The 25,886-nt window shown below is 50.4% G+C and carries 21 protein-coding genes; 12 read left to right on the top strand and 9 right to left on the bottom strand.

Annotated features, from left to right (window positions below):
- Nucleotides 1-100 precede the first annotated feature (100 nt).
- The 12 genes from AO242_RS02205 (at nt 101) to AO242_RS02260 (ending at nt 13,854) form a co-directional block, all read left to right on the top strand.
- Entirely contained in the window at nt 101-886 is a 786-nt protein-coding gene (locus AO242_RS02205; protein ID WP_099267474.1) for an ABC transporter permease, read from the top strand.
- An 82-nt stretch (nt 887-968) separates the two neighbouring features.
- Nucleotides 969-2,099, top strand: a complete 1,131-nt coding sequence (locus AO242_RS02210; protein ID WP_218927824.1) for an ABC transporter ATP-binding protein — start codon at nt 969-971, stop codon at nt 2,097-2,099.
- A complete protein-coding gene (locus AO242_RS02215; RefSeq protein WP_099267476.1) occupies nt 2,086-2,850 on the top strand; it encodes a TylF/MycF/NovP-related O-methyltransferase in 765 nt (254 codons plus the stop codon). The genes AO242_RS02210 and AO242_RS02215 overlap by 14 nt, the downstream gene beginning before the upstream one ends.
- Nucleotides 2,850-3,506, top strand: a complete 657-nt coding sequence (locus tag AO242_RS02220) for an acyltransferase (RefSeq protein WP_099267477.1) — start codon at nt 2,850-2,852, stop codon at nt 3,504-3,506. The genes AO242_RS02215 and AO242_RS02220 overlap by 1 nt, the downstream gene beginning before the upstream one ends.
- Before the next feature lie 76 nt (nt 3,507-3,582).
- Nucleotides 3,583-5,973: a glycosyltransferase gene (locus AO242_RS02225; RefSeq protein WP_141562174.1), complete on the top strand. Its 2,391-nt coding sequence runs from the start codon at nt 3,583-3,585 to the stop codon at nt 5,971-5,973.
- A gap of 19 nt (nt 5,974-5,992) precedes the next feature.
- Nucleotides 5,993-7,087 (top strand): NAD-dependent epimerase/dehydratase family protein, encoded by a 1,095-nt coding sequence (locus tag AO242_RS02230; RefSeq protein ID WP_099267479.1) that lies wholly within the window; start codon nt 5,993-5,995, stop codon nt 7,085-7,087.
- A 12-nt stretch (nt 7,088-7,099) separates the two neighbouring features.
- Nucleotides 7,100-8,041 carry a glycosyltransferase gene (locus AO242_RS02235; RefSeq protein ID WP_099267480.1) on the top strand — a complete coding sequence of 314 codons (942 nt, stop codon included), beginning with the start codon at nt 7,100-7,102 and terminating at the stop codon, nt 8,039-8,041.
- On the top strand, nt 8,041-9,180 hold the full coding sequence (locus AO242_RS02240) for a glycosyltransferase (RefSeq protein ID WP_099267481.1): 1,140 nt from the start codon (nt 8,041-8,043) through the stop codon (nt 9,178-9,180). Before AO242_RS02235 ends, AO242_RS02240 begins: the two co-directional genes overlap by 1 nt.
- Before the next feature lie 69 nt (nt 9,181-9,249).
- On the top strand, nt 9,250-10,650 hold the full coding sequence (locus AO242_RS02245) for an MBOAT family O-acyltransferase (protein WP_099267482.1): 1,401 nt from the start codon (nt 9,250-9,252) through the stop codon (nt 10,648-10,650).
- Nucleotides 10,625-11,860, top strand: a complete 1,236-nt coding sequence (locus AO242_RS02250) for a hypothetical protein (protein ID WP_141562175.1) — start codon at nt 10,625-10,627, stop codon at nt 11,858-11,860. Before AO242_RS02245 ends, AO242_RS02250 begins: the two co-directional genes overlap by 26 nt.
- A 17-nt stretch (nt 11,861-11,877) precedes the next feature.
- Nucleotides 11,878-12,789: a glycosyltransferase gene (locus AO242_RS02255; protein WP_099267484.1), complete on the top strand. Its 912-nt coding sequence runs from the start codon at nt 11,878-11,880 to the stop codon at nt 12,787-12,789.
- Nucleotides 12,790-13,038: 249 nt separating this feature from the next.
- Nucleotides 13,039-13,854 carry a hypothetical protein gene (locus AO242_RS02260; RefSeq protein WP_141562176.1) on the top strand — a complete coding sequence of 272 codons (816 nt, stop codon included), beginning with the start codon at nt 13,039-13,041 and terminating at the stop codon, nt 13,852-13,854.
- Nucleotides 13,855-13,918: 64 nt separating this feature from the next.
- Here AO242_RS02260 and AO242_RS02265 read toward each other — a convergent pair whose 3' ends face one another.
- From AO242_RS02265 to AO242_RS02305, 9 genes are all read right to left on the bottom strand, one after another.
- Nucleotides 13,919-14,935 (bottom strand): acyltransferase family protein, encoded by a 1,017-nt coding sequence (locus tag AO242_RS02265; protein ID WP_176560555.1) that lies wholly within the window; start codon nt 14,933-14,935, stop codon nt 13,919-13,921.
- A gap of 1,216 nt (nt 14,936-16,151) precedes the next feature.
- Nucleotides 16,152-17,075: a glycosyltransferase gene (locus tag AO242_RS02270; RefSeq protein ID WP_099267487.1), complete on the bottom strand. Its 924-nt coding sequence runs from the start codon at nt 17,073-17,075 to the stop codon at nt 16,152-16,154.
- A 6-nt stretch (nt 17,076-17,081) separates the two neighbouring features.
- Nucleotides 17,082-17,960 (bottom strand): glucose-1-phosphate thymidylyltransferase RfbA, encoded by an 879-nt coding sequence (gene rfbA / locus AO242_RS02275; RefSeq protein WP_099267488.1) that lies wholly within the window; start codon nt 17,958-17,960, stop codon nt 17,082-17,084.
- 278 nt (nt 17,961-18,238) lie between these two features.
- Nucleotides 18,239-19,690, bottom strand: coding sequence for an MBL fold metallo-hydrolase RNA specificity domain-containing protein (locus AO242_RS02280; RefSeq protein ID WP_099267489.1), 1,452 nt, complete (start codon nt 19,688-19,690; stop codon nt 18,239-18,241).
- Nucleotides 19,691-20,106: 416 nt separating this feature from the next.
- The gene (locus tag AO242_RS02285) at nt 20,107-20,349 is read right to left on the bottom strand and encodes a lipopolysaccharide assembly protein LapA domain-containing protein (protein ID WP_027897945.1); all 243 of its coding nucleotides are present in this window, start codon (nt 20,347-20,349) and stop codon (nt 20,107-20,109) included.
- A 9-nt stretch (nt 20,350-20,358) separates the two neighbouring features.
- The gene (gene ihfB / locus AO242_RS02290; RefSeq protein ID WP_027897944.1) at nt 20,359-20,667 is read right to left on the bottom strand and encodes an integration host factor subunit beta; all 309 of its coding nucleotides are present in this window, start codon (nt 20,665-20,667) and stop codon (nt 20,359-20,361) included.
- 498 nt (nt 20,668-21,165) lie between these two features.
- A complete protein-coding gene (gene rpsA / locus AO242_RS02295; RefSeq protein WP_027902857.1) occupies nt 21,166-22,857 on the bottom strand; it encodes a 30S ribosomal protein S1 in 1,692 nt (563 codons plus the stop codon).
- A gap of 121 nt (nt 22,858-22,978) precedes the next feature.
- Entirely contained in the window at nt 22,979-23,668 is a 690-nt protein-coding gene (gene cmk, locus AO242_RS02300; RefSeq protein ID WP_027902856.1) for a (d)CMP kinase, read from the bottom strand.
- A complete protein-coding gene (locus tag AO242_RS02305; RefSeq protein ID WP_099267490.1) occupies nt 23,665-25,872 on the bottom strand; it encodes a bifunctional prephenate dehydrogenase/3-phosphoshikimate 1-carboxyvinyltransferase in 2,208 nt (735 codons plus the stop codon). Before AO242_RS02305 ends, cmk begins: the two co-directional genes overlap by 4 nt.
- Nucleotides 25,873-25,886 lie beyond the last annotated feature (14 nt).

Raw genomic sequence — 25,886 nt, forward strand, 5'->3', positions numbered from 1 at the left:
ATCTGCTACAAGCCTACTCGCTTTTTCGCTGAGGCCTCTTTATAATTCTGCGCCTTGACTAAGTAGGCCTGACACCAGTTGTATAATTTTTGAGGTATGTATGAAGTTTGCAGAATGTGTCAGATTAGCGTGGGATTTGGCAAGGCGCGACCTGCAAGCTAAGTATAAACGGTCTTTTCTAGGTGTTTTCTGGATGTTGTTGACGCCGCTGTGTTTACTTTGTGTATACACGGTTGTATTTAACGGCATATTAAAAATTAGCTGGCACGAACCCGGCTCTACAACTTCTGTCGGATTCGTTCTACCGTTTTTCATCGGATTGTCTGTTTATCTGCTGCTCGCGGACATCGTTAACTCATCCACCACGCTATTTTCGAGCAAAAGAACATACGTTGTGAAATCACCATTTCCTCTATGGGTACTCTGGCTCGCCAACCTAATGCGCGCCTATGTACACGGCATAATCTACGCGGCAATTGTGTTGGTGTTGTGCCTCATCTACTCAGTTTTAAGTTGGCAAAACGTGGCGTGGTCTTTGGTTCTATTGATTCCGATAGTGGCTACCATTTCCTCGACCTCGCTGATTTTGTCTGTTGTCGGTCCCTTTATCGGAGACATTTCAGAAGCGATAAGGCTGATGATGCGCGTGCTGTTTTATGCCGCCCCCATTTCTTATCCATTGAGCATGGCACCTGAGGCCTATCGGTTTCTGCTTTGGCTCAACCCTTTGACGGTGATTGTCGAACCACTGAGAAACGCGCTCGTTTTCGGAAATGGACCCTCTATCACAGTGCTATCGCTCCTCGTGGCCGCAGCGGTTATTTTGGTTGCGTTTTCAATATGGCTGTTCAACAGAATCAAAGGAGTAGTAGCCGATGTCGTCTGAGAATGAACGCAATCACTTACTACTCGAAGCGACAAATATCAGCAAACGCTACGCGAGTTCCTTACGGCCAACGACTGTGTTCATGGATGCGCTGCTGAAGCGGACTTCCAAAGCTCTAGGTGGGAAGAAGGTGCTGGACGGCATCAGCCTCTGCGTACGCAGCGGAGAAACTGTCGGGATCATCGGCCGTAATGGCGCAGGCAAGTCCACACTTCTGGGAATTCTGGGCAACGTGATAGAGCCCACCGAAGGTGGCGTCGCACGGCACGGTCGAATCGCCACACTTCTCGGCCTTACTGCTGGTTTCAACATGAGCTTTACCGGCAGAGAAAATGCCTACCTGTTTTGCAGCATCCAGGGGATCAACAAACAGGGAACTGACCGCCGCATCGCCGACATCATCGCCTTCGCAGACTTGGGAGATTATTTCGATCAGCCTCTGCGGACGTATTCATCTGGCATGCAGTCTCGTCTAGCTTTCGCTTGTGCAGTGCACGTGGATGCCGATCTGATCATCATTGACGAGACTCTTGCAGTGGGTGACGCAAGCTTTCGCATGAAATGCTATGACCGTATCCGCGAAATGCGTGACGCGGGACAGACATTTTTGTTAGTCACGCACAATCAGAACCTACTGGCGAATTTTTGCACCCGCGCAATAGTTATTGAGGGTGGTAAAAAAATTCACGACGGCTCGGTTTTTGAAGCGATTGAAGTCTATAAAAATGTGCGCAGTGAAAACGAACCCACTAGCCGCGCCAAGGGTAAGTCGTCGCTGAGTAACGCTGCGTCCGCAACAAAAATGATCAAAAATTTCGCCCTTGAGTATAAAGCGGACAGTCAACAGTATGTCTTCACAGGGACGTTCAAAGCGGCCCAGACTTCAGAATGCGTTGCGTTCAACTTTGGAATCCGTAATAGCTCAGGGATTACCGTTTGCGCTATTGACGGCTCCGAAGTTGGGCCGCTTCTACATAATGTGGTTGAGGGTGAAGAATACAGTCTCGCTTTTTCGTTCACTCACCACTTGCTCGGCGGAAAATACTTCTTCAGCTATATCGTCAATGAAGTTGTTGGGGACGCCGCAGTGCCTTTAGAGATGTCACAAAACTTTTTCAATTTTGACATTGCCTCAGTGTCAGGTCAGACAGGTATTGTAAACCTTGGTCTGACCCTTTCCACGTCTAAGGTATGTAATCATGACCAGCAGTGAAACCGTGAAACCAAAGAAACTCAAATTCAATGCGTCGCTTGAATTCCCACATGTTCCACCTTTTTCCGAGATTTTCTTTGAACGGATTCCTGTACTCCACGGTTTCCAGCTCGCAATAGCTAATTACCTACGTAACGAACGTCAGAAAAAAAAGAAAAATCCATGGGGCGATTTTTTTTGGGACTTGGGTATCCGCAGGCTTTCCAGGTTCAATGCTGTAGAGTGTGGGGTGTTTACCGGAAGCAGCTTGATAGCCTGCTCGAAACTAGCTCATGAATCTGGTATCCCGTTCAAAATGCTTGGATTGGATACCTTCAGCGGTCTACCCCCGCTGTCCGAAGAGGATAAGCAACATGCCCCGGCAGATGCTATATATCGAAACAAAACACTCTTCACCGAAACATCCCTCTCAGGCGTACAGAAATTGGTTGACCAAGCGGGGTTGAGCACCAGTGTTGAATTGCGCAAGGGGCTATTTAGTGAAACGCTGCCCACGCTGAACGAAGAGCGCTATCACTACGTCAATATTGACTGTGACTTATTCGAGCCACACATCGAATGCCTGGAGTATTTTTACTTGCGAATGGTGCAAGGAGGGGTCATTTTCTTCGACGATTATAACTCCATCAACTACCCTATGGCACGCAAAGCAATCGACAAGTTTTTTGCAGACAAACCTGAAAAGCTTGCTCAGATTCGGTACGGCGACGATGGTGCGAACCGGACGAAGGCATACGTGGTGAAATATTAATGGTCTGGCTCCTCTCGCAATTGAAACGGTTTTTCTACTCTAAGAAAGAGCGCGTAGCGCCACATGCTTTTTCAATTGGAGAGGGGGCTCAAGTAGCGCCGGACGCGTATTTTGAAGGTTACCTTTCGAATATTGTTCTAGGGAAAAAAGTCATCATCAAGCCGGGGGCAAGGCTCATCTGCACCGATGTTGATGCAAGCATCGTTATCGGCGACGGTAGCATTATTCAGCACGGTGCCATATTAGAGACCGGACCAGGTGGAAAAATCGAACTGGGTAAATCAAACTCTGTTAACCCCTACTGCGTCATCTATGGGCATGGTGGATTAAAAACTGGCAACTATGTACGCATTGCAGCTCACGCCGTCATTATTCCTGCGAATCACATCTACGCCGACTCGACAGTACCCATAGCGAAACAAGGTCTCGTTCGCCAGGGAATTAGCTTGGGTAACGATATTTGGATTGGTGCAGGCTGTAGAATACTCGACGGCGTTTGCATTGAAGACGGCGCAATCATCGCAGCAGGCGCAGTCGTGAACAAATCTGTCGAACGGGGCTCCATCGTGGGAGGAGTGCCCGCAAAACTCATAAAGTATCGTCCTGGCTTCGACTACCCGGCTTGCGACGAAAAAAATACCGATGAGCTGCGGTAAAATGTTGCCGCACATCGAAATGAATAAAGGTATTTAATAAGCAATTGTCAATGTTTTGGATAGGGGAGTGGCAACGGTGAGTAACATTCAAGGGGATAAACCGCTAGTGATCGGATGGTGCGTCACGTCCCTTTCACTCGATGTGGCCAGTATCCGATACCGCGCGATTCTTCCCGCTGTTGCGCTTGAGGCGTCAGGCCACAAATGCGAAGTTTTCCACAGGAGCAATCCTCCACCGCTTGAGTCGTTAGATATCCTGATCGTCGTAAAGGATTTCTCCGTTGAATGTTACGGGCTCATGCAACGTGCCAGCCGTCTGAATATCCCGGTGATATTTGATCTATGTGACAACATATTTGTACCCGGTTACGGTAAGTACTCTGCCAATGTCCCCAGTGACATGTTCAAGGCAATCGCCAAATTGGCTAGCGGCTTCGTCGTCACGACAATTCCTCTGGCAGAAGCCATCGAAAATTACACTGGAGGCGTGCCGGTACACATCATTCCAGACGGTGTAATCAGTCTTGAAACCAATGCTTTGCTGGACAGGTGCTTGCAGGTCGCGCTTGATGCAGCAAAAGAGCGTACGCCCCCTCCTTCGCACCCGCTAATCATTAAATTCAAAAAGCTGGCGAAACTTTGCGGAGCCGTTTCAATTTCCGGTGTACTGAAGAAAATTGCACGGCGCTGGCGCTCGCTGCTCAGACTCGGGTTTTACATACGACAAACACGTAGAGCCACCGCATATCTGGTAGCAAAGGCCCGCATGACACTGCAGCGCCTTACGGCCAAACGCGATAGCAAATTACTAAAGCAGTTAGATAAGACACCTAACATTATCGCGCAGCCCTCGCCCACCGCCAAACAACTGCTGTGGTTTGGAAATCATGGAGCCGATTATGCAAACTTTGGAATTCGCGATGTTGTCCTGATCAAAAGCGCACTTGAATTCATCTCCAAGGATTACGATGTAGAGTTGGTAATAGTTAGTAATGATCTCGCTAAATACGAAACCTATATACTCCCCATGAACATACCCTCGCGCTATGTTCCTTGGTCAAAATTATCGATTGAGCTAGAGATGCAGCGAGCGCACGTGGTGTTGCTACCCAACTCACTGGACGCATTCAGCATCTGTAAGTCTGCCAACCGTGCTGTTCAGGCACTTGTTAATGGTCTGCCTGTAATCGCGACCAATACGCCTGCGCTTGCTCCATTGCGTGGTGCCATCGTAGTAGATGATTTTATTGGTGGACTGAAGCGTTATCTTTCATCCGCTAGCGAAGTAGCGACGGATGTAAAGTATGGCCAAGAACTAGCTGCTGTGCATTTCAGTCCAGATAGGATCGCTCAATTGTGGTTCGGCACGCTTACGCAAACGACCGGGGGAGTTCTTGCTGAGACGCAGATCCCTAAGGTCATTTTTGTACTTCATCTGATTCAGGATCTGGACATCTTGTTGCCAATCATCATTATGGCCAAAGAACGAACATTACCTTTTGAGGTTTGGTGCAGTGCCACCCTACTTAATAAATCAAGTTTAACACTTCGTACGCTTCACAGGATTAACGTTTTCCCGGTCACAATCGTAGAAAACCAAGCGGCTATTTTCCCTGTTATTCATAAGGGAACTAAAGCAATGCTCTCCGCGACTGAAACGAATCTGGCTCCCCATGCCTTTACACGCGCCATCACTGATCGCGCAAACAAGGCAGGGTTGAAAACTGCAACATTGCAACACGGTTTCGAAAATGTGGGGTTAACCTACAGTGATGAAGTTCATAGCGTCCAAAAAGTTAATTTTTCGTCCTCTAGGATATATATTTGGGGGCCGCTTGAAACCCTCCACCCCGATGTCAATCTCTCAACCAGACAGAAATGCGTGCCCATGGGATGTCCAAAACTGGTAAGTCAGGCAAAAGTAGAGCTAGATCACCTCATCGCACCAGATAAAACTGTCGTTGGCATTTTCGAAAACCTCCACTGGCACCGTTACAGCGACGAATATCGAAGTTTTTTTCTTGAAGGCGTGCAGAATTTGGCAACGAGTTTTCCCGACTTTATATTTTTAATAAAGCCTCATAACGCAGGCTTATGGCTGACTCGGAGATACAAAGGCGATCGTCCAGCCGCGCCGAATATCGTGATCGTCGACCCAGAAAACAGAGAATGGCAGAACTACACAGCGGATCAGTTGATGGGAAGAATGGCAGCAGTCATTACCTCGCCATCTACAGTAGCTCTTGATGCCGCCCGCCGTGGGCTGCCTGTAGCTCTCGTCGCCCATGACATGGCACTGACTTCGTACGCACCGCTACCTCAGATATGCAAGACTCAGGACTGGGCGGATTTCGTCCTTGGTCTACAAAGCACCTCCTATCCAGCCCCTGAATCTTTAGATTTCGTAACGCGCGCTATAATCGCGGGTCCAACGGCGTCTAAAATACTCGATGACTTGATTGCTTAGCTTTAATACGGAATTTGAAATGACTGAGAATGTTCTGGTAACAGGTGGTGCAGGTTTTATTGGCTCACGCCTGGTTGCCGCGCTTTTGAAAAAAAACCCATCATGCAAAATCTGGGTTTTCGACAACCTGCACCCACAGGTACACGGTGATAAGCCAGCTGCGCCAAATTTGGGGGCCAATGTGACTTTCGTTCGCGGTGACGTCACCGATGCGGCCGCTCTCACCGAAACTGTTAAAGACTGCAACCCTAACATCGTTTACCACTTGGCAGCCGAAACCGGTACGGGCCAGTCGTATGACGAGCCAACACGTTATTGTGCTGTTAACGTGATTGGCACGACCAACCTGATTGAAGCGCTACGTACTCAATCAGCGGTTAAAAAAGTCGTGTTGGCTGCCTCCCGAGCCGTTTATGGTGAAGGCGGATACAGGGATGCGAATGGCACAGAATTTGTAGGCTTACCACGTCAACCAGAAACCATGCAATCGGGTGATTTTTCGGTTCCCGTTCCTTCTAATGCCGTGCTGCCTGTCAAGCCCATCCCAAGCCACGCAGGTCTGCCCCCTGCTCCCGCGTCTGTGTATGCCTCGACCAAGCTCATGCAGGAATATTTGCTATGTCAAGCTGGGGAAGGGGCGGATTGGGATGCCGTGATTTTAAGATTCCAGAATGTGTACGGGCCCGGCCAGTCGTTAAGAAATCCTTATACGGGTGTCCTGTCCATTTTCGCGCGCCAAATACTGTCCGGCGTCAAACTAGCTATCTATGAAGATGGCAATATTGCTCGGGACTTCGCTTATGTCGATGACATCGTGAACGCACTTGTGCTGGCTGGAGGATCTTCGGTCAAACACGGTACGATCCTCGATATCGGAAGCGGAGAGCCGGTATCGATTCTTGACATGTCGAAAATGCTCATGCGTGCCTTGGGTAAACCCGACGACGGGTTTGAGGTAACCGGCGCGTTCCGGATCGGAGATATTCGCTACGCATGCGCCAACATTTCTGCAGCCAGCAAAGTGATGAATTGGCACCCTCAGATCAGCGTCGAGGAAGGCGTGACTCGGTTGGCTCAATGGGCAAAAATCGAATATAGCAACGTACAGAATTAAGGAGAGTGTTGCGTGTCCAGTGACGAAGTCATCAGGGTTTATGTGGGCGTGGACCGGTCACAGCTTTTAGCTGTGCCGGTTCTTGAGTACTCGATCAAACGGCATACGACGGCTAAAGTCGAAGTCATCCCCATGCTCGATTTGCCAGTACCCGTGCCTACTGATCCCAGAAACGGTCAACGGACAGGTTTCTCCTTCAGTAGATTCTGTATACCAAAGCTCAGCGGGTACAAAGGCAAGGCGATCTATATGGACGCCGATATGCTCGTGCTCCGCGATATCCGGGAGCTGTGGGACATCCCGTTTGACGGTGCAAAGATCATCATCCAGCAGGAAGTCAAACACACTCAGGACACTACTCAAAAAGTAGGAGCCCCCAAAGAACGCAAGAAACAGTGTGCTGTAATGCTGCTTGATTGCGAACGACTGGACTGGGATGTGGAAGAGATAGTCCGTGGGATGGATGAAGGGCGGTACGACTACGATCAATTGATGTCCCAGCTCGTAATCCTTGACGAAGACCATGTCAAGTATGGCGTCCCATTTGAGTGGAACAGTCTTGAGCACTGGGACACAGAGACACGATTGATCCATTACACCGACGTCTACACTCAACCATGGTCTGCTTGCGGCAATAAATTCGCATGGGTCTGGTTTAAAGAGGTTCGTCGAATGCTCGCTGACAAAACCTTGACCGAGGCGGCAATTGAAGCTGAAATAAAACTCGGGTATTTCAGACCGTCGCTTATCAATGACATCAAATACCGTCATTTTATACCGTCATTCCTGCATAAATTGTGGGACAAAAAGAACGCGGCGTTCGACAGACTGTCGGGCTATGTGCCCCACAAGGCGGTTTATGAAGCTAAACGTGAAAGACAACGGGTGATTAAAGAGTACGAAGCTCAGCTAAAAGCTGCCGAAGCCAACGGCCAGAGTGAGGCCGCTAGCTGATGCTCGCTTTTCTCAAGTCTTTATTCGGTAAATCCTCCCAATCGGACCCGACCGGGTTTGACATCTACAAGGCTGGAAATACAGGCGTACCGAATGTGCTGATATTTACTGAGCACGTGAACGCCACCTACTACATAAGCTTTGATATTCCTCTGAATGAGGTGCATAAGCGAGGCGAGGTCAATTTCGCCGTTGCGTCGCAAAATCTGCTTAAAAAAAGTAAAGATAAAATCTGGGTCTCCTGGCAAACATCATTTCGCCCGGACGTCGTGGTCATGACGCGTTACGGCCTGCCCTACGGCAAAGAGATTCTTGACTACTTCAAGCAGCAAGGTGTGCCGGTCATCTATCACATTGACGACAATCTGCTTGAAATCCCGCACTCTCTAGGAGCAGAGATTCAGAAAGTACAAGGCGCTACTCAGGTCATTGAGGAGCGTCGATATCTGCTGGCTAATTGTGATCTCATCTACGCATCAACACCCTACCTTGCCGGGCATCTGCAGAAACTGTATCCCCAACAAGAAATATTTTTTGGTATGTATGCGCCTTACATGGCCGCCCAGGTTGGCGAGATTCCAAAGCATGACCGCACCAACAAAGTATTTGGTTACATGGGATCTAAAGGACATCAGGAAGATCTTGAGCTTGTAACTCCTTCCATTATCCGGCTCCTCGAAGAGCGTGACGATTTGCGCTTCGAAGTCTTCGGCACTATTCAAATGCCTAGCGAGCTACTACGTTTCGGCGATCGGGTGAAAAGCCACAAGGTCAACCAGGCCTATAGTGGGTTTCTCACCACTTTGGCGCACCTGAATTGGGATATCGGGTTAGCGCCATTAGTCGATGAGCCATTCAACCTATGCAAAGCGCCAACGAAGTTCATCGAATACACGGCTGCCGGTATTCCAGTCGTGGCTTCCAATATTGCCGTTTACCGCAATGTCATGCCGGCCAATGGCGGCCTGTTGGTAGAGGCTGGTTGGTATCAGTCAATCAAACAGATGCTTGATAATGATGAGCTTAGAGCTTCAGCCCTGCAAAGTGCCAGGGAGTACTGTGGGACTAAATTTTCTGAAGGGACGCTGCAGAAACAGGTAATGCAGCTAGTTAATCAGGTACTGGAGCAACGCAAGTGATGCTTTCGTTGCTCTTGCGATGCCATTCAGAATGCGTGCGGGCTACACATTACAAGAGAATGAGTGCGAATGCTTTTTAACTCGATGGAATATATCGCGCTCTTGGCAGCGACGTTGGTTTGTTATTGGTTATGTCCTTCCGTAAAGGGGCGACAGTGGATCGTTTTAATTGCAAGTCTCTACTTCTACTGTAGTTGGAGTAAAGCCTTCGGCTTGATGCTAGTCGGTGTGATTGCCGTAAACTGGATCATCGCCTGTAAAATTTCTTCAACTCGCAACCGCGCTTGGCTCCTGGCGTCGTGCGTACTGAATTTGCTGCTGTTGTGTTATTTCAAGTACATGAATTTTTTCCTGGAAAACATCCAGGCAGTGGGTGAGCTTTATGACCCAGACTATCAGATTGGCCTACTGAAAATCATCCTTCCGCTGGGGATATCTTTTTATGTATTTGAACTGATCTCTTATCATGTAGATATATACACCGGAAAATTTGAGCATGTCAAAAACCCCGTCGTTTTTGCTATATTTGTACTGTTCTTTCCTCATTTAATCGCAGGGCCAATATGCCGTGCCGCTCAGTTTTTACCTCAGATCCAAGTAAAACAGCCTTTTGACTCTGTTCAGATCTATAATGGCCTTTACTATTTTATAGCTGGCCTTGCTTTAAAATGTGGTATCGCAGATGGCTTGTCGCCTTATGTGAACGTTATTTTCGAGGCCCCTGAGCATTATTCCGGGCTGGACAATCTAATGGCGGTCATTGGGTTCGGGGTACAAATACTGTGTGATTTCTGGGGTTATTCATTAATGGCGCTCGGTGCCGCGCTGCTGCTCGGCTACGTGTTGCCATATAACTTCAATGCTCCCTACTCTTCTACCTCTATCAAAGAGTTCTGGCGTCGTTGGCATATCACTTTGAGCAACTGGCTTCGTGACTATTTGTACATCGCGATGGGGGGATCCCGGACCAGCGCCGAATGGAAAACCCATCGCAATTTATTCTTTACGATGCTTTTAGGCGGCCTATGGCACGGCGCCAGTTGGAACTTCATCATATGGGGCGCCATTCATGGTACGGCGCTTGTGAGCCAGCGTCTTCATGAAAAAATAGACCCTAGTGCGCTAGCTCGCAGAATTTTTCTGATCCCTGGCTTGTCTTGGCTTTTAACCATGCTAGTGGTATTTCTCGCCTGGATTTTTTTCCGAGCATCAGACACGCATACAGCCTTCAAAATCATTGCGAATATTGGTAGCTTTTCAGCTGCCTGGACACAGACCAAGATTGATTCGGTCTTTTACGAACTGCTCTTGATCTATATCCCTCTACAATGGCTTATCCACAGAACAACTTACCAAACTGATATAACCACCTTTAAAGCATTGAGTTGCGCCCTGACCTTCTCCGCACTGGCGGTGTTCTCCTATATTTACTATGTAGATGGCAATGACTTCATATATTTTCAATTCTAAGGGCAAGCGGCGAACGCGCGCAGGGCTGGCGAAGCTTTACTTGCTAACCTTTCTGATGATTGTAACTTTGTTTCTGGTCGCTGAGACAGCTACTCGATATCACTATCACAGTATTGAAAATCTCAAGCAATCAGTGCCAGATCTGATGGCTCGTCTGCCAGAGATGACCATATCCGGGCGAGAAATAGGTAACCAGACGATTGCCCATAATGTCGCACTCTTTAATCTCAATACCGAACCTGAAAAAGTCACGACCGGCTACGTAGGTACGTCCAGATCAAAGATTCTACAACCGAGTCGTATAGGACTAAGTGGCACTGTCATCGGTGCAGGAAACTCATACAGTGAAATATCGTACGGCCTAATCCTGCAAGCGGAGATCCTACGGTTACGCTTCCCCAATCTTAAAACGGTTTACGTTGAAGCCTCACTGCTGCTCAGAAGACCAAGCCAGCTTATTATCGAACCTGACCACTTGAAGTACATGCCTTTACTGCAGTCTTTGAAGCCGCTTTGCGTGGAACCAGAGGTGCGAGGCTGCGAAGCGATATTTGCGTCCGCTGAAAAACTGCTAGATCGTCATTCATTTAGCTGGAAGCCTGCACTGAATCAGTTCAGGGGCCAACTGCGATTTTCGTCGTTATTGACTACGCGACAGGGGGAAATTCGCACAGTAGACGATCCCATGCTTAAAGGATTGAATCCCCTAGGCGAGCGAAAAGATGAACTACCCATCCTTATAGCGCGGGACAAGCAGATCCCTGAAGTAAAAATTGACAACATCAAAGTTCAACGTTTGAGGGATATCCCCGGCAGTGCACCATGGGACGGCATGTTCGACATATTTGCCCGCTGGGGAAAACTGCACAATATAAAGATCGTTTACTTTCAGCCACCCGTCCGCGCTGATCTGTACAACTTCCAAAAACAGTTTGGCCTTGATGAGCATGTGGCTGACCTTAAGCGCTTATCTGCTCAGTACCAAATACCATTTATTGACCTGGATAAGCCAGAAGTCGGGTTGATTCAGGACTGGACGTTGTTTAGCGATGAAGATCATATGGGAACCTGTCGAGGCAGCGCACTTTTAATGCTTGCTCTCGAACAAGGCCACGAAGACTACCAGAATAAAAATATGCTGGAGCCTTTGATTCAGCGTGCAATGCTTAATCAAAAGCTGGATGTCTTGGCCACTTGCAAGGAACATTAGTCTTCCGGAGAACTAACATGACAGCACCATTATCCATCCGCCGTGATGATACTGACGCAGTACGAATTTTCGTGGCAGCCACCCCCGCTGAATGGCTTCCAATGAAAGTTCTTGAATTCTCAATTCGCGAAAGAACTGCGCTGCCCGTTCAGCTTTCTGCTATTTACACTCATGCTCGTCCCATTCCCATACCTAGAGACGTCGCTAACAGGGCACGCACGCCGTTTTCCTTTCAGCGCTTTCTGATCCCTGAGTTGTGTGGTTATAAGGGTAAGGCAATTTATATGGATGCCGACATGCAGGTGTTTCGAGACATCTCCGCTGTCTGGGACAGTCCATTTAATGACAGTGACTTACAAACGGTAAGCAATGGCACGGAACAACGGCGTCCCCAGTTTAGCGTCATCCTGATGGACTGCGCCCGATTAAAATGGAAAATAGAAGAAATAATTAACAAGCTTGATAACGGTACGCTGACTTACGCAAGGCTTATGTTCGACATGGAAGTTGCTGAATCAGTATCATACTCTCTTCCACAAACGTGGAACTCGTTAGAATATTATGAAGAACACACTACCTGTTTACTTCATTACACGGATATGAATACACAACCTTGGATTTCGCTGGGCAACGTTAACGGACATCTATGGGTCGACTGCCTAAAACGTGCGCTGGCTAATGGTTTTATATCGAAGGAGGAGCTAAACAGGGAAATCGAACAAGGCCATGTTCGTCCATCCTTGGCGAGCCAAGTGTCAAGTCGTTCGACACCGTCATGGAAGCCATCCATGAAAGATATTTTGCTGGATATAAAATTTACACCGCCTTTCTATGCAATCACAGCTCAGCGGGCTGGCAGGTTGAAAGTCATCCTTTCCAGGATATTTCGTGCCCGACAGATACTTCAACTGGCATTCATCAGACGTTGAAACAACATATACGATATGTGCCACACCTACGTAGATCAGATCAACGGTGCAGTACAACTATCCATTCTTCAGACATAAAGCTCATTACGGCAGGCAATGAAAATAGGAAATTGAGCCTTGTCCTACCAATGCGGGAAAGCACTCCCCTTCCCCCCTCTGGAAACCAGCGCTTCCACAGGGACGTATCGCTGGTGCTTGCTAATCCCGAGAGGTAGAATGAGGTCTTATGTTCAGTACGGATTGTTGCCTGTGGACAGTTACGTTAAGCAGCACGCATACAAAGCGATTAAAAATGCCAAACTCGTTTCCGCGCCGTTTCCGCATATTTATGTTGAGAGGGTTCTTCCTGACAACTTCTATGCGGAGCTGTTAGTAAAACTCCCACCAGACGATGACTATAACATCTACCCGCCCCCCTATGAGCAACGACATTTTATTCAACTCTCACCGAGCCGAACTGAGAAACTAACAAGTGCAGTCTCCCAATTCTGGAAGGATTTCGAAGCGTGGATTCACTCACAGGAATTTCTGGAAGTTCTTGTTGAAAAATTCGGCAAACATCTCCAGGTTAATTATAAATATCGGGAAAAAGACCTTATTAAAAATTCGGTGTCTGATGAGTGCGTGAGGGTTAGCCCCAGATCTCTGCTTGTTCGTGACTATCAGAACTTCGCTCTCGGTCCTCATACTGACAGTGAAAGTAAATTTATCGTGGGCGCATTTTACTTCCCCAAAGATGATTCTCTTCGCGATTTTGGGACAAGCATTTATACACCCAAAGATTTAAAGCTCACCTCTTGGTCGTCGCCTCATATGAACCATGAGGATTTCAATCTTGTTAAGACCTTTGAGAACCGACCAAACACCATGCTTGTGTTCATGAAAACGGACCATTCCTGGCATGGAGTTGAGCGCAAGCAGCACTCTAACGTGGGCCGCGATGTTTTGTTCTGGATACCGCAAATAGGTTCGGCCGCGGGGGCGGAAATTCCTCTGCAGTTGCCGAAAAAATGGTTCTGTAAGCCTTCTCTTATTAATAGAATAGCGAAAAAAATTAGTATATAGCTTACAGGCACCATAATGCCCGCCGATAGCGGGCTTTTTTGTTTAAGGTATGGGCTACTAAAAATCAAATAGAGCGAGAACGCTTGATAGCCCTCTCCATCTTCTCCAGAGTAGTACGTAGCTTTTGCATCGATGGCTTCTCAATCCAAACATAAGACATGTATGAAAAACTAATACAGATCGCACACAAAACTACCCCACTGATCAAGCCATATTGCGACCATCCCGGAACGTTTCGATTAAAGAATGGGTAATAATATTCGACAACGCAAATGATTTGATAGTGCCATATATAAATGCTGTAAGAAATCACACCGAGAAATACAAGCGGTGATAATAAACGTGAAACAATCTGGCCACACTCTTTACCTCTTGTAAGTGAAAGACAGGTTAGCGCAAAAGCAATTGCTATGATACGACCACTATAAGCGTGTAAGATATTATCGAGACAAGCATAAATTGCCAGTAAAATAACTATCAAACATACCACCAACTTTTCTTTGCCATCTGCATAGGCAATGAATGCCCCAAGCGCAAAAGCATAGAAAATTTGCGAAAACTTGAAATAACCCAGCCAGCCGAAACCTAAGAAGATTCCGTAAACTACAAATGACGCAGCCAGAACCACATATTTATCTCGAATGCCCATTAGCAATATAATAAGCACTAGAACGTAGAATAAAACCTCGTGGGTTAGGGTCCACAAAACAGGATTAATATCTCTTGAGACCGAAGGATATAGATCTTGCGAAAAAACGAGATGTCTAAATATGCTCCAAACATCATATGATGGAGTCCAACGACTACCGATATAGCTCAGCAAAGTGGTAACGACGAATAAATTTATGAGATACAGTGGCACTAGACGGGTGAAACGATGAATAGCGTAAAGCCTTAAGCCGCCCGGTGTGCCAGTAAGACGTGTGCCTGATTGCCAAATCAAATACCCGCTTAGGCAGAAAAAAACATAAACTCCAAAATCGCCCATTAACCCCTTATGAGCAGAGAGCCAAGCATTAGTTGCAAGTCCTGACGTATCTGAATGATCAAAGAAAACGGCGGCAGCAGCAGTTCCCCGCAAAGCATCGATCGTTTTTTAATGGAGATTCTATTTCATGAGACAAAGAACCATGACTTTGTAGAAAGACCGACATAATGGCATTTACAAACCCATTAGTCTAAGTCCCTCGAAGCATAATTTTTTGCGACCAGAGAAAAGTATGACTTCTCTAACGTAATGAACTCTGCTAGCCCTGTGTTGAATATTCGAAAGCCATCGGTTTTGAGCTGGGGTAGATGCTCTTGAGTTTGCGTGGGAGCAGGACTGATCTAGGGCTTCAAAAAGAGGCTGGGAGCAGAGCTTGGGGCGCCAGTCAAGCGCTTTACTGGGGGGATGTGGTCCTTAGGTAGGGAGTCGTGCAACAGCCCACAGCGTTCTGCCAACGCAAACTTCAACCTGGAACGCGGTGGAGTGATGGTCGAAATTGTCAGATCCGCCTTGAATAGGTTCAGGGCATCGACGGGACTTTCAGTGATCATTGGCTCCGCTTACCAGTCCTGACCTTCAGTCTCATTTAAAGGCTGCCCACCAATCACTCCTTTTTGCGCCCTTCACCTCTCCCTAAAATATAGGGACATAATTACTACATAAAAGCGTTAAATTCATTTTACTGGTTACTCTTAGCTGACTCCAGCACCTCACTCACTCTCGGACAATACAACTTGGCTCCCTCCTTCGATAGATGAGTCGCATTAAAGATGCTGGTTTACTATTTCCATCGAGTACAACGCATTCGTCTTCTCGTGGACAAGTAGCCTTCATCATGTCCACATAGATCACGCTCTTCAGCAACGCAAGTTATTTTTGATTTTATCTGTATCTGGTTTTTTTGAACTGAACAGCATAGTGGTTTAGCCCTGCCTATCTACCTAAGCTGGTGGCAATATACGCGCTATCCTTCAACAGATCCTTCCTACCAAATACATAAACCTCGGCTTTTGTCTGCGCAGCTAATTGCCATGCGATCCGTCGATCGGAAAATTGAACAGGTCTGTTCGCGCACTGAGCAAACAAAAAATACGAGGTCTTCAGGAGAAAAGAATTTAGTCTCACGCCGGAATGACTGAATAGGTACGCCTGTTAATGCATAACAACGGCAAGAAGTGTTGTAGGCGACCGTGGCACGTACCTGAGCGGTTACCCACGGAAAAGCCGTGAAACATTTCACCGTAGCACTCTGCGAATCGCTAGCGCACTCAGGCCTTTGAAGACTACGGATCGCCACTAACAGGCGTCCTTAGCTTGCTCTGATGCCGGTAAAGGCTGTCGCCCAGCAAATGAGCAGGAAAAAAATCTTGTCTCGCCCTCTTCTGCGATACTTTCCGGCGCTCACGGAAAGCCTCAGTAGCTGCCACCGACCCGGCGGCCATCGACCATTGATAAACGGATGTCGCTCTGGCTTGATCAACTCACCAATCAACCGTATCTGTGAAAACCACCAGCCACTGCGGATCATTATGTACCGTGCAATCCAAGAATCGATGCCCGTATTGGCTCCGAACTGGTTGTTATTATGCTGACGGTATTGCATCGATGGATTGGGGTCAATGAGCCACTGGAAGCCATGCCCACGAGCAAACGCATAACAGTACCAATCGTGCAAACTGACTTCTTGCAGCTTCTCCCAGTTAGCCAGCATTGAAACCTTCAGACTCGCTACCAGCTTGCGACTCATTACATAAGTGCATCCCGGGCCCGCGGCTTCAAACAGATAATCCCAGGCCACCTGCGGCTGAGCCTTGTTTACCAGCTTGGTTCTGCCGTCTGGCCAGAAGGCGGTTACGTTGCTGGAGTAAGCATCTATATCGCGGCTTAGGATTGCCTGCGTTGCGCGAGAGAGCTTGTCCAGATCCCAGACATCATCCTGATCGGCAAACGCCACGAAGTCATAGTCAGAAAGGTCAACATCACGGATAAGCCGGAAAAAGTTGCGGGAGGCCCCGCCGAACCTACCGGCTGGAGGAAGCATCACTACAGCATCATGCTTTCCAGAAAAATCCCGGCACCACGCCTCTGTCCCATCCGTGGATAGATCAACGCTTATGTAAACAGTCAGGTCGACATCTATCTGGGCAAGGATCGAAGCAAGCTGCTCTTCGATCCACTGCATACCGTTGTAGGCAGCCAGTAGAACAGCGACCTTGGGGCGCGTTACCGGCATCGCGAATTAAACCAGTAGCTTCTGAAGATACTGGCCATAGCCAGTTTTCTTCAAGGCCTCAGCCTGAACACCGAGCTGCTCTGCGCTGATCCACCCATTGTGGTAAGCGATCTCTTCAAGGCAAGCCACTTTCAAACCCTGACGATGTTCGATGGTGTGCACGAAGTGACTGGCTTCCAGTAGAGACTCATGGGTACCCGTATCCAGCCAGGCGAAACCGCGGCCGAGCATTTCCACGTTAAGGGTCTGCTGTTCGAGGTAAGCGAGATTGACGTCTGTGATTTCCAGTTCGCCACGCTCGGAAGGTTTGATGTTCTTGGCGATCTCGACAACCTGATTGTCGTAGAAGTACAAGCCAGTCACGGCATAGCTCGACTTCGGCTGCTGAGGCTTTTCTTCGATGCTCAGGGCTTTGCCGCTGGCGTCAAACTCCACCACACCAAAACGCTCAGGATCAGATACGTGGTAGCCGAATACGGTAGCGCCGTGTTCCTGGGCGCTGGCAGAGCGCAGGTTTTCAGTAAAGTGCTGACCGTAGAAAATGTTGTCGCCCAGGATCAGACAGCAAGGGTCATTACCAATGAACTCTTCACCGATGATGAAGGCCTGTGCCAAGCCATCAGGGCTTGGTTGTTCGGCGTAGGTCAGGCTGATTCCATACAAGCTGCCATCCCCCAACAACTTTTGAAAGCTCGGCAGGTCTTGCGGGGTGGAGATAATCAGAATCTCACGCATACCGGCTAGCATGAGCACCGACAGCGGGTAGAAAATCATCGGTTTGTCGTAGATCGGCAGCATCTGCTTGGAGACACCCAAGGTCAAAGGGTGCAGGCGAGTGCCCGAGCCGCCAGCGAGGATGATACCTTTACGATTTACCTGACTCATTTTCTGAAACTTCCCTAATAGTTCGGAGTTACTACACGCAGCAGATCCAGCAACGTGTTGAGAAAGCTGTCATAGCATCTGACAGGATCTAATACATCGTTCAAGAATTAAGATGCGAGAGCTTTATGGCCCATCAGAATCAACGGTTCTTTACGCCCACCAGAGGCAGGAACTGAACGGCTAAAAGCGCGTAGGATAACCTCCACCTTGATGTGCGACAACAAGGCCTCTTCAGAAGCAAAGACAGCGAGAGTGCTAATCGCTGTCTTGCTCACCTGTTATTGCGGAACCGACAGCTTGAGTGCGCTCTTTTTCAGAGAGTATTTGCGCTCCAACACATCCCCCAGCACTTTTTTCGCACTCGCCTCGCCGTGAACCAATGTGATCTCCTCAGGCCATTCCTTCATCCCAGTCACGAAGCTGACCAGCTCTGCCTGATCCGCATGAGCCGAGTAGCCACCGACCGTGGTAATTCCGGCCTTTATCTTGTATCGCTCTTTGTCGAGCTCAACGTAACCTTCTACGGGTCCATATTTCTGTATGGCTGCGCCGGGTGTCCCTTTGGCCTGATAGCCGACAAATACGACGTTGTGACGAGGGTCGCCTAGCATGGCCTTGAGGTAATTGACGATCCTCCCACCTGAGCACATTCCACTGCCCGCGATGACGATTGCCGGTCGACCGGTGCTGGACAGGTAATTCACCACCATCTGGTGCTTGTCGTGGCTGTCAACGGTGATGAGTTGTTTGAACCCCAGAGGGTTGCGGCCTTGACTCAAGCGCTCTTGAGCTGCGGTATTCCAGTAGCCATTGAAGTCTTGGTAGACCTTGGTAAACCGGCTGGCCAGCGGGGAGTCGAGGATGACGGGCAATTGCGGCCAATCGATGGGCAGGCCATCAGCATCAACGGCGTCAAACGCGGGATCGAGGTCTTCAATCAGTGCTTTGCGACGCAGGATATCTTCTATCTCAAACAGTAACTCTTGGGTGCGACCGATGCTGAACGCGGGAATCAGGATCGTGCCGTGATCAGCTAATGCCTTGTCGATGATCTCTTCCAGGCGCGTCTGACGGCTACCGCGGTCCTCATGCAGACGATTACCGTAAGTGCTTTCAAGAACCAGCAGGTCTGCCTGCTCGGGTGGCTCAGGGCTGATTAACAGTGGATTGAGGCGGGAGCCCAGATCGCCGGAAAATACGATGCGCTTCTGTCGCGACTCAGTGGGGTACTGAACATCACACTCGACATAAGCAGAGCCGAGTATGTGGCCCGCACGCTGCAGCCTGACCTTCACAACCAGCTCCGGGGTATCAATCAGCGCATGCCAGGTATTGAAGGGCAAAGCGATGGTTCGCCTCTGAACAATAGCCAGATACCGCTCAATCTGCTTGCTGTCATGAGCAAACTGATACTTCCAGGCATCTTCAAGGGTGAGCGGCAACATTTTTGCCGAAGGCTCGCTGCAGATTATTGGACCCTCGTAGCCCGCAGCCAGAAGATCCGGAATACGTCCTACGTGATCGACGTGAACGTGGGTCAGGAGCAAGGCTTTTACTGTGTCTATCGGGAAATCAATTTTCAAATCCCGTCCTGGCCCGGTTACCTCCGAAGATTCGAGGCGCAAACCACAGTCGACCAGCATGCTGTGGCGCTCGTCAAAGCTCACTTGATGACAGGACCCAGTCACACTCTGGACACCGCCATGATGGACAACTTCTGGATAACTCATGAATACCCTCGGCCTAAAACATCGCTAAAACCTGAATTCGCACTGCACCGGTTCCGGCGTGCAATATCGACTTCCAGACTGATCAAGCGGCCGCATTCTGCCGCCCTGTGATTCCTTTGCAAAGGCGTGAGCCGTTGACGGTTTCGGCTGGAAATACCCCAAGCCGCGCACAGCGCTAAGGCACCACCCAGCAAACACGGGCTTAAAGGCGCAGAGGACAGGAATCAGTAGAATTTTCCGACAGGCAGGAGGTAACCGCTCCCACAAGAATTGCCGGGGAGGACTACACAAAGTGTCGGTAGGAATAAACGCAATGAACAAAGCTTTCAGCCGAGTACTACGTTCGTAGTTTCAGCGCTGAAGAGCTTTGCTGACGATAACCAAGGAATACCTACAGAGCTGTAGATAGCCTTTGCTCAAATTGAGCGACGGTCCAGCTTCCGCTTTTTACGAAGTACGACGACCCATCCTAATAGCGGGCCGATGAGCATGCCCGCGAGCAGCGCAACAATGATCGGTATAGCGAGGAACAGCTCAGGCGAAGACCAACCCAAAAAGACCAGTGAGACCTTCTGTTGATTCTCCAGAATAAAAACGATCGTCGACACGATAAGCGCCAGCGCGACCACGGCCGCAATTACTCGTGTGAACATCCGCATCTGTTACTCCTATCGGGAGGCCACAAGGCCCTCTTCTTCGTCTTCGTTTACGCGATCACGCAGCTCTTTGCCCGGCTTGAAATGCGGTACAAACTTACCGTCAAGGCTGACCGACTGGCCGGTTTTGGGGTTACGCCCTACTCGTGGAGCACGATAATGCAGGGAGAAGCTGCCAAAGCCACGGATCTCGATGCGGTCGCCTGTCGCCAGACACTGGGACATTTGCTCAAGCATCGTCTTGATAGCCAACTCTACATCCTTGGATGAGAGCAGCCCTTGATGGGTGACAATTCGTTCGATCAACTCCGACTTCGTCATATTTTTCCCTTCTTTTTCAAGCAGCTAGATAAGCGCTCCGAAGGTTTTAGCATGACTGGATGAATTTGAATAGCCCGAGTATTGACTTATGTGAGTTGGTCACAAATGAGGGATATTAACCGGCGAGCGCCAGGCCGCGGAATACAAGTGATGCGGCCCGGATTTGCCTTCAAGCTGTGTGTCGGCGCTGCTGCCCGAATCCAGTACGCCCTGAAATCGAAGCGCAGCCATCGCGGGCAAGTCGGGATGCCGCACACTGGCTACCAAAGGGTCTACGCAATCTTTGTAGGACTGGCTTTAGCCGGGAGGACGTCTGGGCATCCGCTAGATCTGCTTCGGCAGAAATACCGCCCTCCCGGCTGAAGCCGGTCCTACGGGGTTGCAGGCGAACATAGAATCTTCCGCTATATGCCCCACAAGGTACAGGAGCCTCCCTCTAAATCGCGCCCACAAAAAAGGGCGACCGAAGTCGCCCTTTTTCTAATGGTTAAGCAGAACTTAGTTCTGTTTTTCCATTTGAGCACGCAACAGGTCACCAAGAGTGGTAGGACCAGTGTTTTCTGCGGTCTCAGGCTTGCTACGCAGGCTTTGGATCGCTTCTTTCTCGTCTTCAACGTCTTTCGACTTGATGGACAAGCTGATCACGCGGCTCTTGCGGTCAACGCTGATGATCTTGGCTTCGATCTCTTCGCCTTCTTTCAGAACGTTACGCGCGTCTTCAACGCGGTCACGGCTGATTTCGGAGGCTTTCAGGGAAGCTTCGATGTCGTCGGCCAGAGTGATGATGGCGCCTTTGGCGTCAACTTCTTTAACGATACCGCGAACGATTGCGCCTTTGTCATTGACAGTGACGTACTCGGAGAACGGATCGCTTTCCAGCTGCTTGATACCCAGCGAGATGCGCTCACGCTCTGGATCAACAGACAAGATCACGGTGTCGAGCTCGTCGCCCTTCTTGAAGCGACGTACGGCTTCTTCGCCCACTTCGTTCCAGGAGATGTCGGACAGGTGAACCAGGCCGTCGATGCCGCCGTCCAGACCAATGAAGATACCGAAATCGGTGATCGACTTGATGGTGCCGGAGATTTTATCGCCCTTGTTGAACTGGCCAGAGAAATCTTCCCATGGGTTAGATTTGCACTGCTTGATGCCGAGGGAGATACGACGACGCTCTTCGTCGATGTCCAGAACCATAACTTCCACTTCGTCGCCGACTTGTACGACTTTCGAAGGGTGGATGTTTTTGTTGGTCCAGTCCATTTCGGAAACGTGTACCAGGCCTTCCACGCCTTCTTCCAGCTCTGCGAAGCAGCCGTAGTCGGTCAGGTTGGTAACACGCGCAGTTACGCGAGTGCTTTCCGGGTAACGAGCCTTGATAGCAACCCATGGGTCTTCGCCCAGTTGCTTCAGACCCAGGGAAACACGATTGCGCTCGCGATCATACTTCAGCACTTTTACATCGATCTCATCGCCAACATTGACGATTTCCGATGGATGCTTGATGCGCTTCCAGGCCATGTCGGTGATGTGCAGCAGGCCATCGACGCCACCCAGATCGACGAATGCGCCGTAATCGGTGAGGTTCTTGACGATACCTTTGACTTGTTGACCTTCCTGCAGGGACTCGAGCAGAGCTTCGCGCTCGGCACTGTTCTCGGCTTCCAGCACGCTGCGACGCGAAACAACAACGTTGTTGCGCTTCTGGTCCAGCTTGATGACCTTGAACTCGAGCTCTTTGCCTTCCAGGTGAGTCGTGTCGCGCACTGGGCGGACGTCGACCAAAGAACCAGGCAGGAACGCACGGATGCCGTTAACGTCGACAGTGAAGCCGCCTTTAACCTTACCGTTGATAACGCCCTTGACCACTTCTTCAGCTGCGAAAGCCGCTTCCAGAACAATCCAGCACTCGGCACGCTTGGCTTTTTCGCGGGACAGCTTGGTTTCGCCAAAGCCGTCTTCTACCGCGTCCAGAGCAACGTGAACTTCGTCGCCGATCTTGATGGTCAGATCGCCAGCGTCGTTGTGGAACTGTTCCAGCGGGATCAGGCCTTCAGATTTCAGACCGGCGTGAACCGTCACCCAGCCTGCCTGGTAATCGATATCAACGATGATAGCGGTGATGATCGAACCGGCCTGAAGGTTGAGGGTCTTTAGGCTTTCTTCAAAAAGTTCTGCAAAGCTTTCGCTCATTTTAATTCCTGTTGATCAAGGGCGAAGGATACGCCCATCTGCCACGTTCCAGACAACGTGGGTTACGTTCAAGTAAAAGAAAGCCTGCGGGACTATTTCTGGTCTCCCACATGCTTCTTTGTCACCCGGCAATATCGCGAAGCGCGATTTCACTCAGAATGCGTTCCAGCACCTGCTCGATGGACAATTCGGTGGAATCCAGCTGAATAGCGTCATGCGCTGGCTTGAGCGGGGCTACCGCTCGCTGGGTGTCACGCTCGTCGCGTGCACTTATCTCATCTAGCAGACTCGACAGACTAACATCATCGCCCTTGGCCTTCAACTGCAAGTAACGTCGACGGGCACGTTCCTCGGCGCTGGCGGTCAGGAAAATCTTCAGCGGAGCGTCCGGAAACACTACGGTTCCCATGTCGCGACCGTCTGCGACAAGGCCTGGCTCTTCCTGAAAAGCACGCTGGCGTTGCAGCAATGCATCACGCACCGCAGGCAATGAAGCCACCTGCGAAGCGCCGCTGCCGACCTGCTCATTGCGAATAGAGTGAGTAACGTCCTCACCTTCCAGAATGATCCGCTGCTCCTGCCCTGCCGTTCCGCTTACGAACTGCACATCCAGATGCGCAGCCAGCAGCTTCAAGGCCTCTTCATTGGTCAGGTCGACGCCGTGGTTGCGGGCGGCGAACGCCAGCAAGCGATACAGCGCGCCGGAATCGAGCAGGCTCCAGCCGAGGCGTTTAGCCAGCAGCCCTGCAACTGTGCCCTTCCCGGAACCGCTAGGTCCATCAATGGTAATTACCGGTGCTTGAATTTTCACAACTGCCCCTCTTGCGCTACACGCATGCCGACTTGAGCGCTAAGCGCGAGAAAATTTGGGAACGACGTAGCGACGTTCGCACAATCATGGATCTGAATCGGCGCTGCTGCACGCAGCGCCGCAACACTGAAAGCCATGGCGATACGATGATCGCCTTGAGCATTAACCACACCACCACCTATCTGACCGCCATCAATGATAATGCCGTCCGGGGTGGGCTCGACACTGATGCCCAGGGTTAACAGACCGTCGGCCATGGCTTGAATACGGTCCGACTCTTTGACGCGCAACTCTTCAGCACCCCGCAACACCGTACGACCCTGCGCACAGGCGGCGGCCACGAAGATCACCGGGAACTCGTCAATGGCCAGTGGTACCAGCGCCTCCGGGATCTCGATACCCTTGAGTGACGCTGAACGCACACGTACATCAGCCACTGGCTCGCCACCCGCCTCGCGCTGATTCTCCAACGTAATGTCGGCTCCCATTAGACGCAGGATGTCGATGACACCCGTGCGCGTGGGGTTGATGCCGACGTGTTCGAGCACCAGGTCGGAGCCTTCGGCGATGGACGCGGCCACCATAAAGAATGCAGCAGACGAAATGTCGGCAGGCACTTCAATACGCGCAGCGGTCAATCCAGAGCCAGACTTCACGGAAACTTTCGCCCCATCGACCGTCACCGGGTGACCGAAGCCACGCAGCATACGCTCCGTATGATCCCGGGTCGGCGCAGGCTCGATCACTGTCGTAGTGCCCTGCCCGTAAAGGCCGGCCAACAACAGGGAAGATTTGACCTGAGCACTGGCGATTGGCATTTCATAGGTCAAGCCATTAAGCGTTTGCCCACCCTTGATCTTCAAAGGCGGACGCCCTTCCGCAGCGGTTTCAATCACTGCGCCCATCGCCCGCAACGGCTCAGCTACTCGACCCATCGGCCGTCGCGAGAGCGAAGCATCGCCGGTCAATGTGCTGTCGAAACTCTGCGCAGCCAGCAACCCGGCCAGCAAGCGCATGGACGTGCCGGAGTTGCCCAGATAAATCGGTCCGGGCGCAGATTTGAGCCCATTAAGCCCGACCCCATGGATCGTCAGGCGACCATGATGCGGGCCTTCGATCACGACCCCCATGTCACGGAACGCTTGCAGCGTTGCCAGCGCATCTTCACCTTCAAGAAAGCCTTCAACTTCCGTAACGCCCTCAGCCAGCGAGCCGAGCATGATGGAGCGATGGGAGATGGATTTGTCACCCGGCACACGGACGCGACCTGAGACGCTACCGCCAGGACTGGCGAGAAACACCAGGTCCTCAGCTTCGACGGGTTCTACGTAGGCACGCTGGGCAAGGATCTTGCCGAAATGCTCACGGGCCATTCGCGCGCGGGTGAACACACCTAATAACTGATGACCATCACCCGCGACCATCGCGTCACGCAGCGCATCCAGATCCGTTCGAAAGGTATCCAGCGTGCGCAGCACAGCCTCACGGTTGGCCAGAAAGATGTCATGCCACATCACCGGATCGCTGCCCGCAATCCGCGTGAAATCGCGAAAGCCACCGGCTGCGTATCTGAAGATGTCGAGGTTTTCGTTACGTTTGGCCAACGAATCCACCAGACCAAACGCCAATAGATGAGGCAAATGACTGGTTGCCGCCAGCACCTCATCGTGACGTTCGACCTCCATGTGTTCCACGTCAGCACCCAGTTCGGACCAGAGTCGATCGACCACCGCCAGAGCTTCAGGATCAGTCTCGGGCAATGGAGTAAGGATTACTTTGTGTCGTTTGAACAACTGCGCATTGGAAGCTTCCACGCCGCTCTGTTCGGAGCCAGCAATTGGATGCCCAGGCACGAACCTCGGTGGCATTGCGCCGAACGCCAGACGCGCAGCTCGAACCACATTGCCTTTGGCACTGCCAACATCGGTCAGCACTGCGTCGCCCAGGTCAAAGGTCGCCAGCAACGCCAGGACTTTTTCCATCGCGAGAATCGGCACAGCGAGCTGAATCACGTCAGCATCACGGCACGCCACAGCCAGATCCGCTTCACAGCGATCTACAACGCCCAGCTCCACAGCCAGCTTGCGTGACTGGGGGTCGAGATCAACGCCGACCACCTCACCACACACGCCACTTTCACGAATGCCTTTGGCAAAAGACCCGCCGATCAGGCCAAGCCCGACGACCACCAAGCGCCGAATCATAGGTGGGTTTGGTT

It is taken from the genome of Pseudomonas sp. ICMP 561 (genome assembly GCF_002699985.1).
Lineage (GTDB): Bacteria > Pseudomonadota > Gammaproteobacteria > Pseudomonadales > Pseudomonadaceae > Aquipseudomonas > Aquipseudomonas quasicaspiana.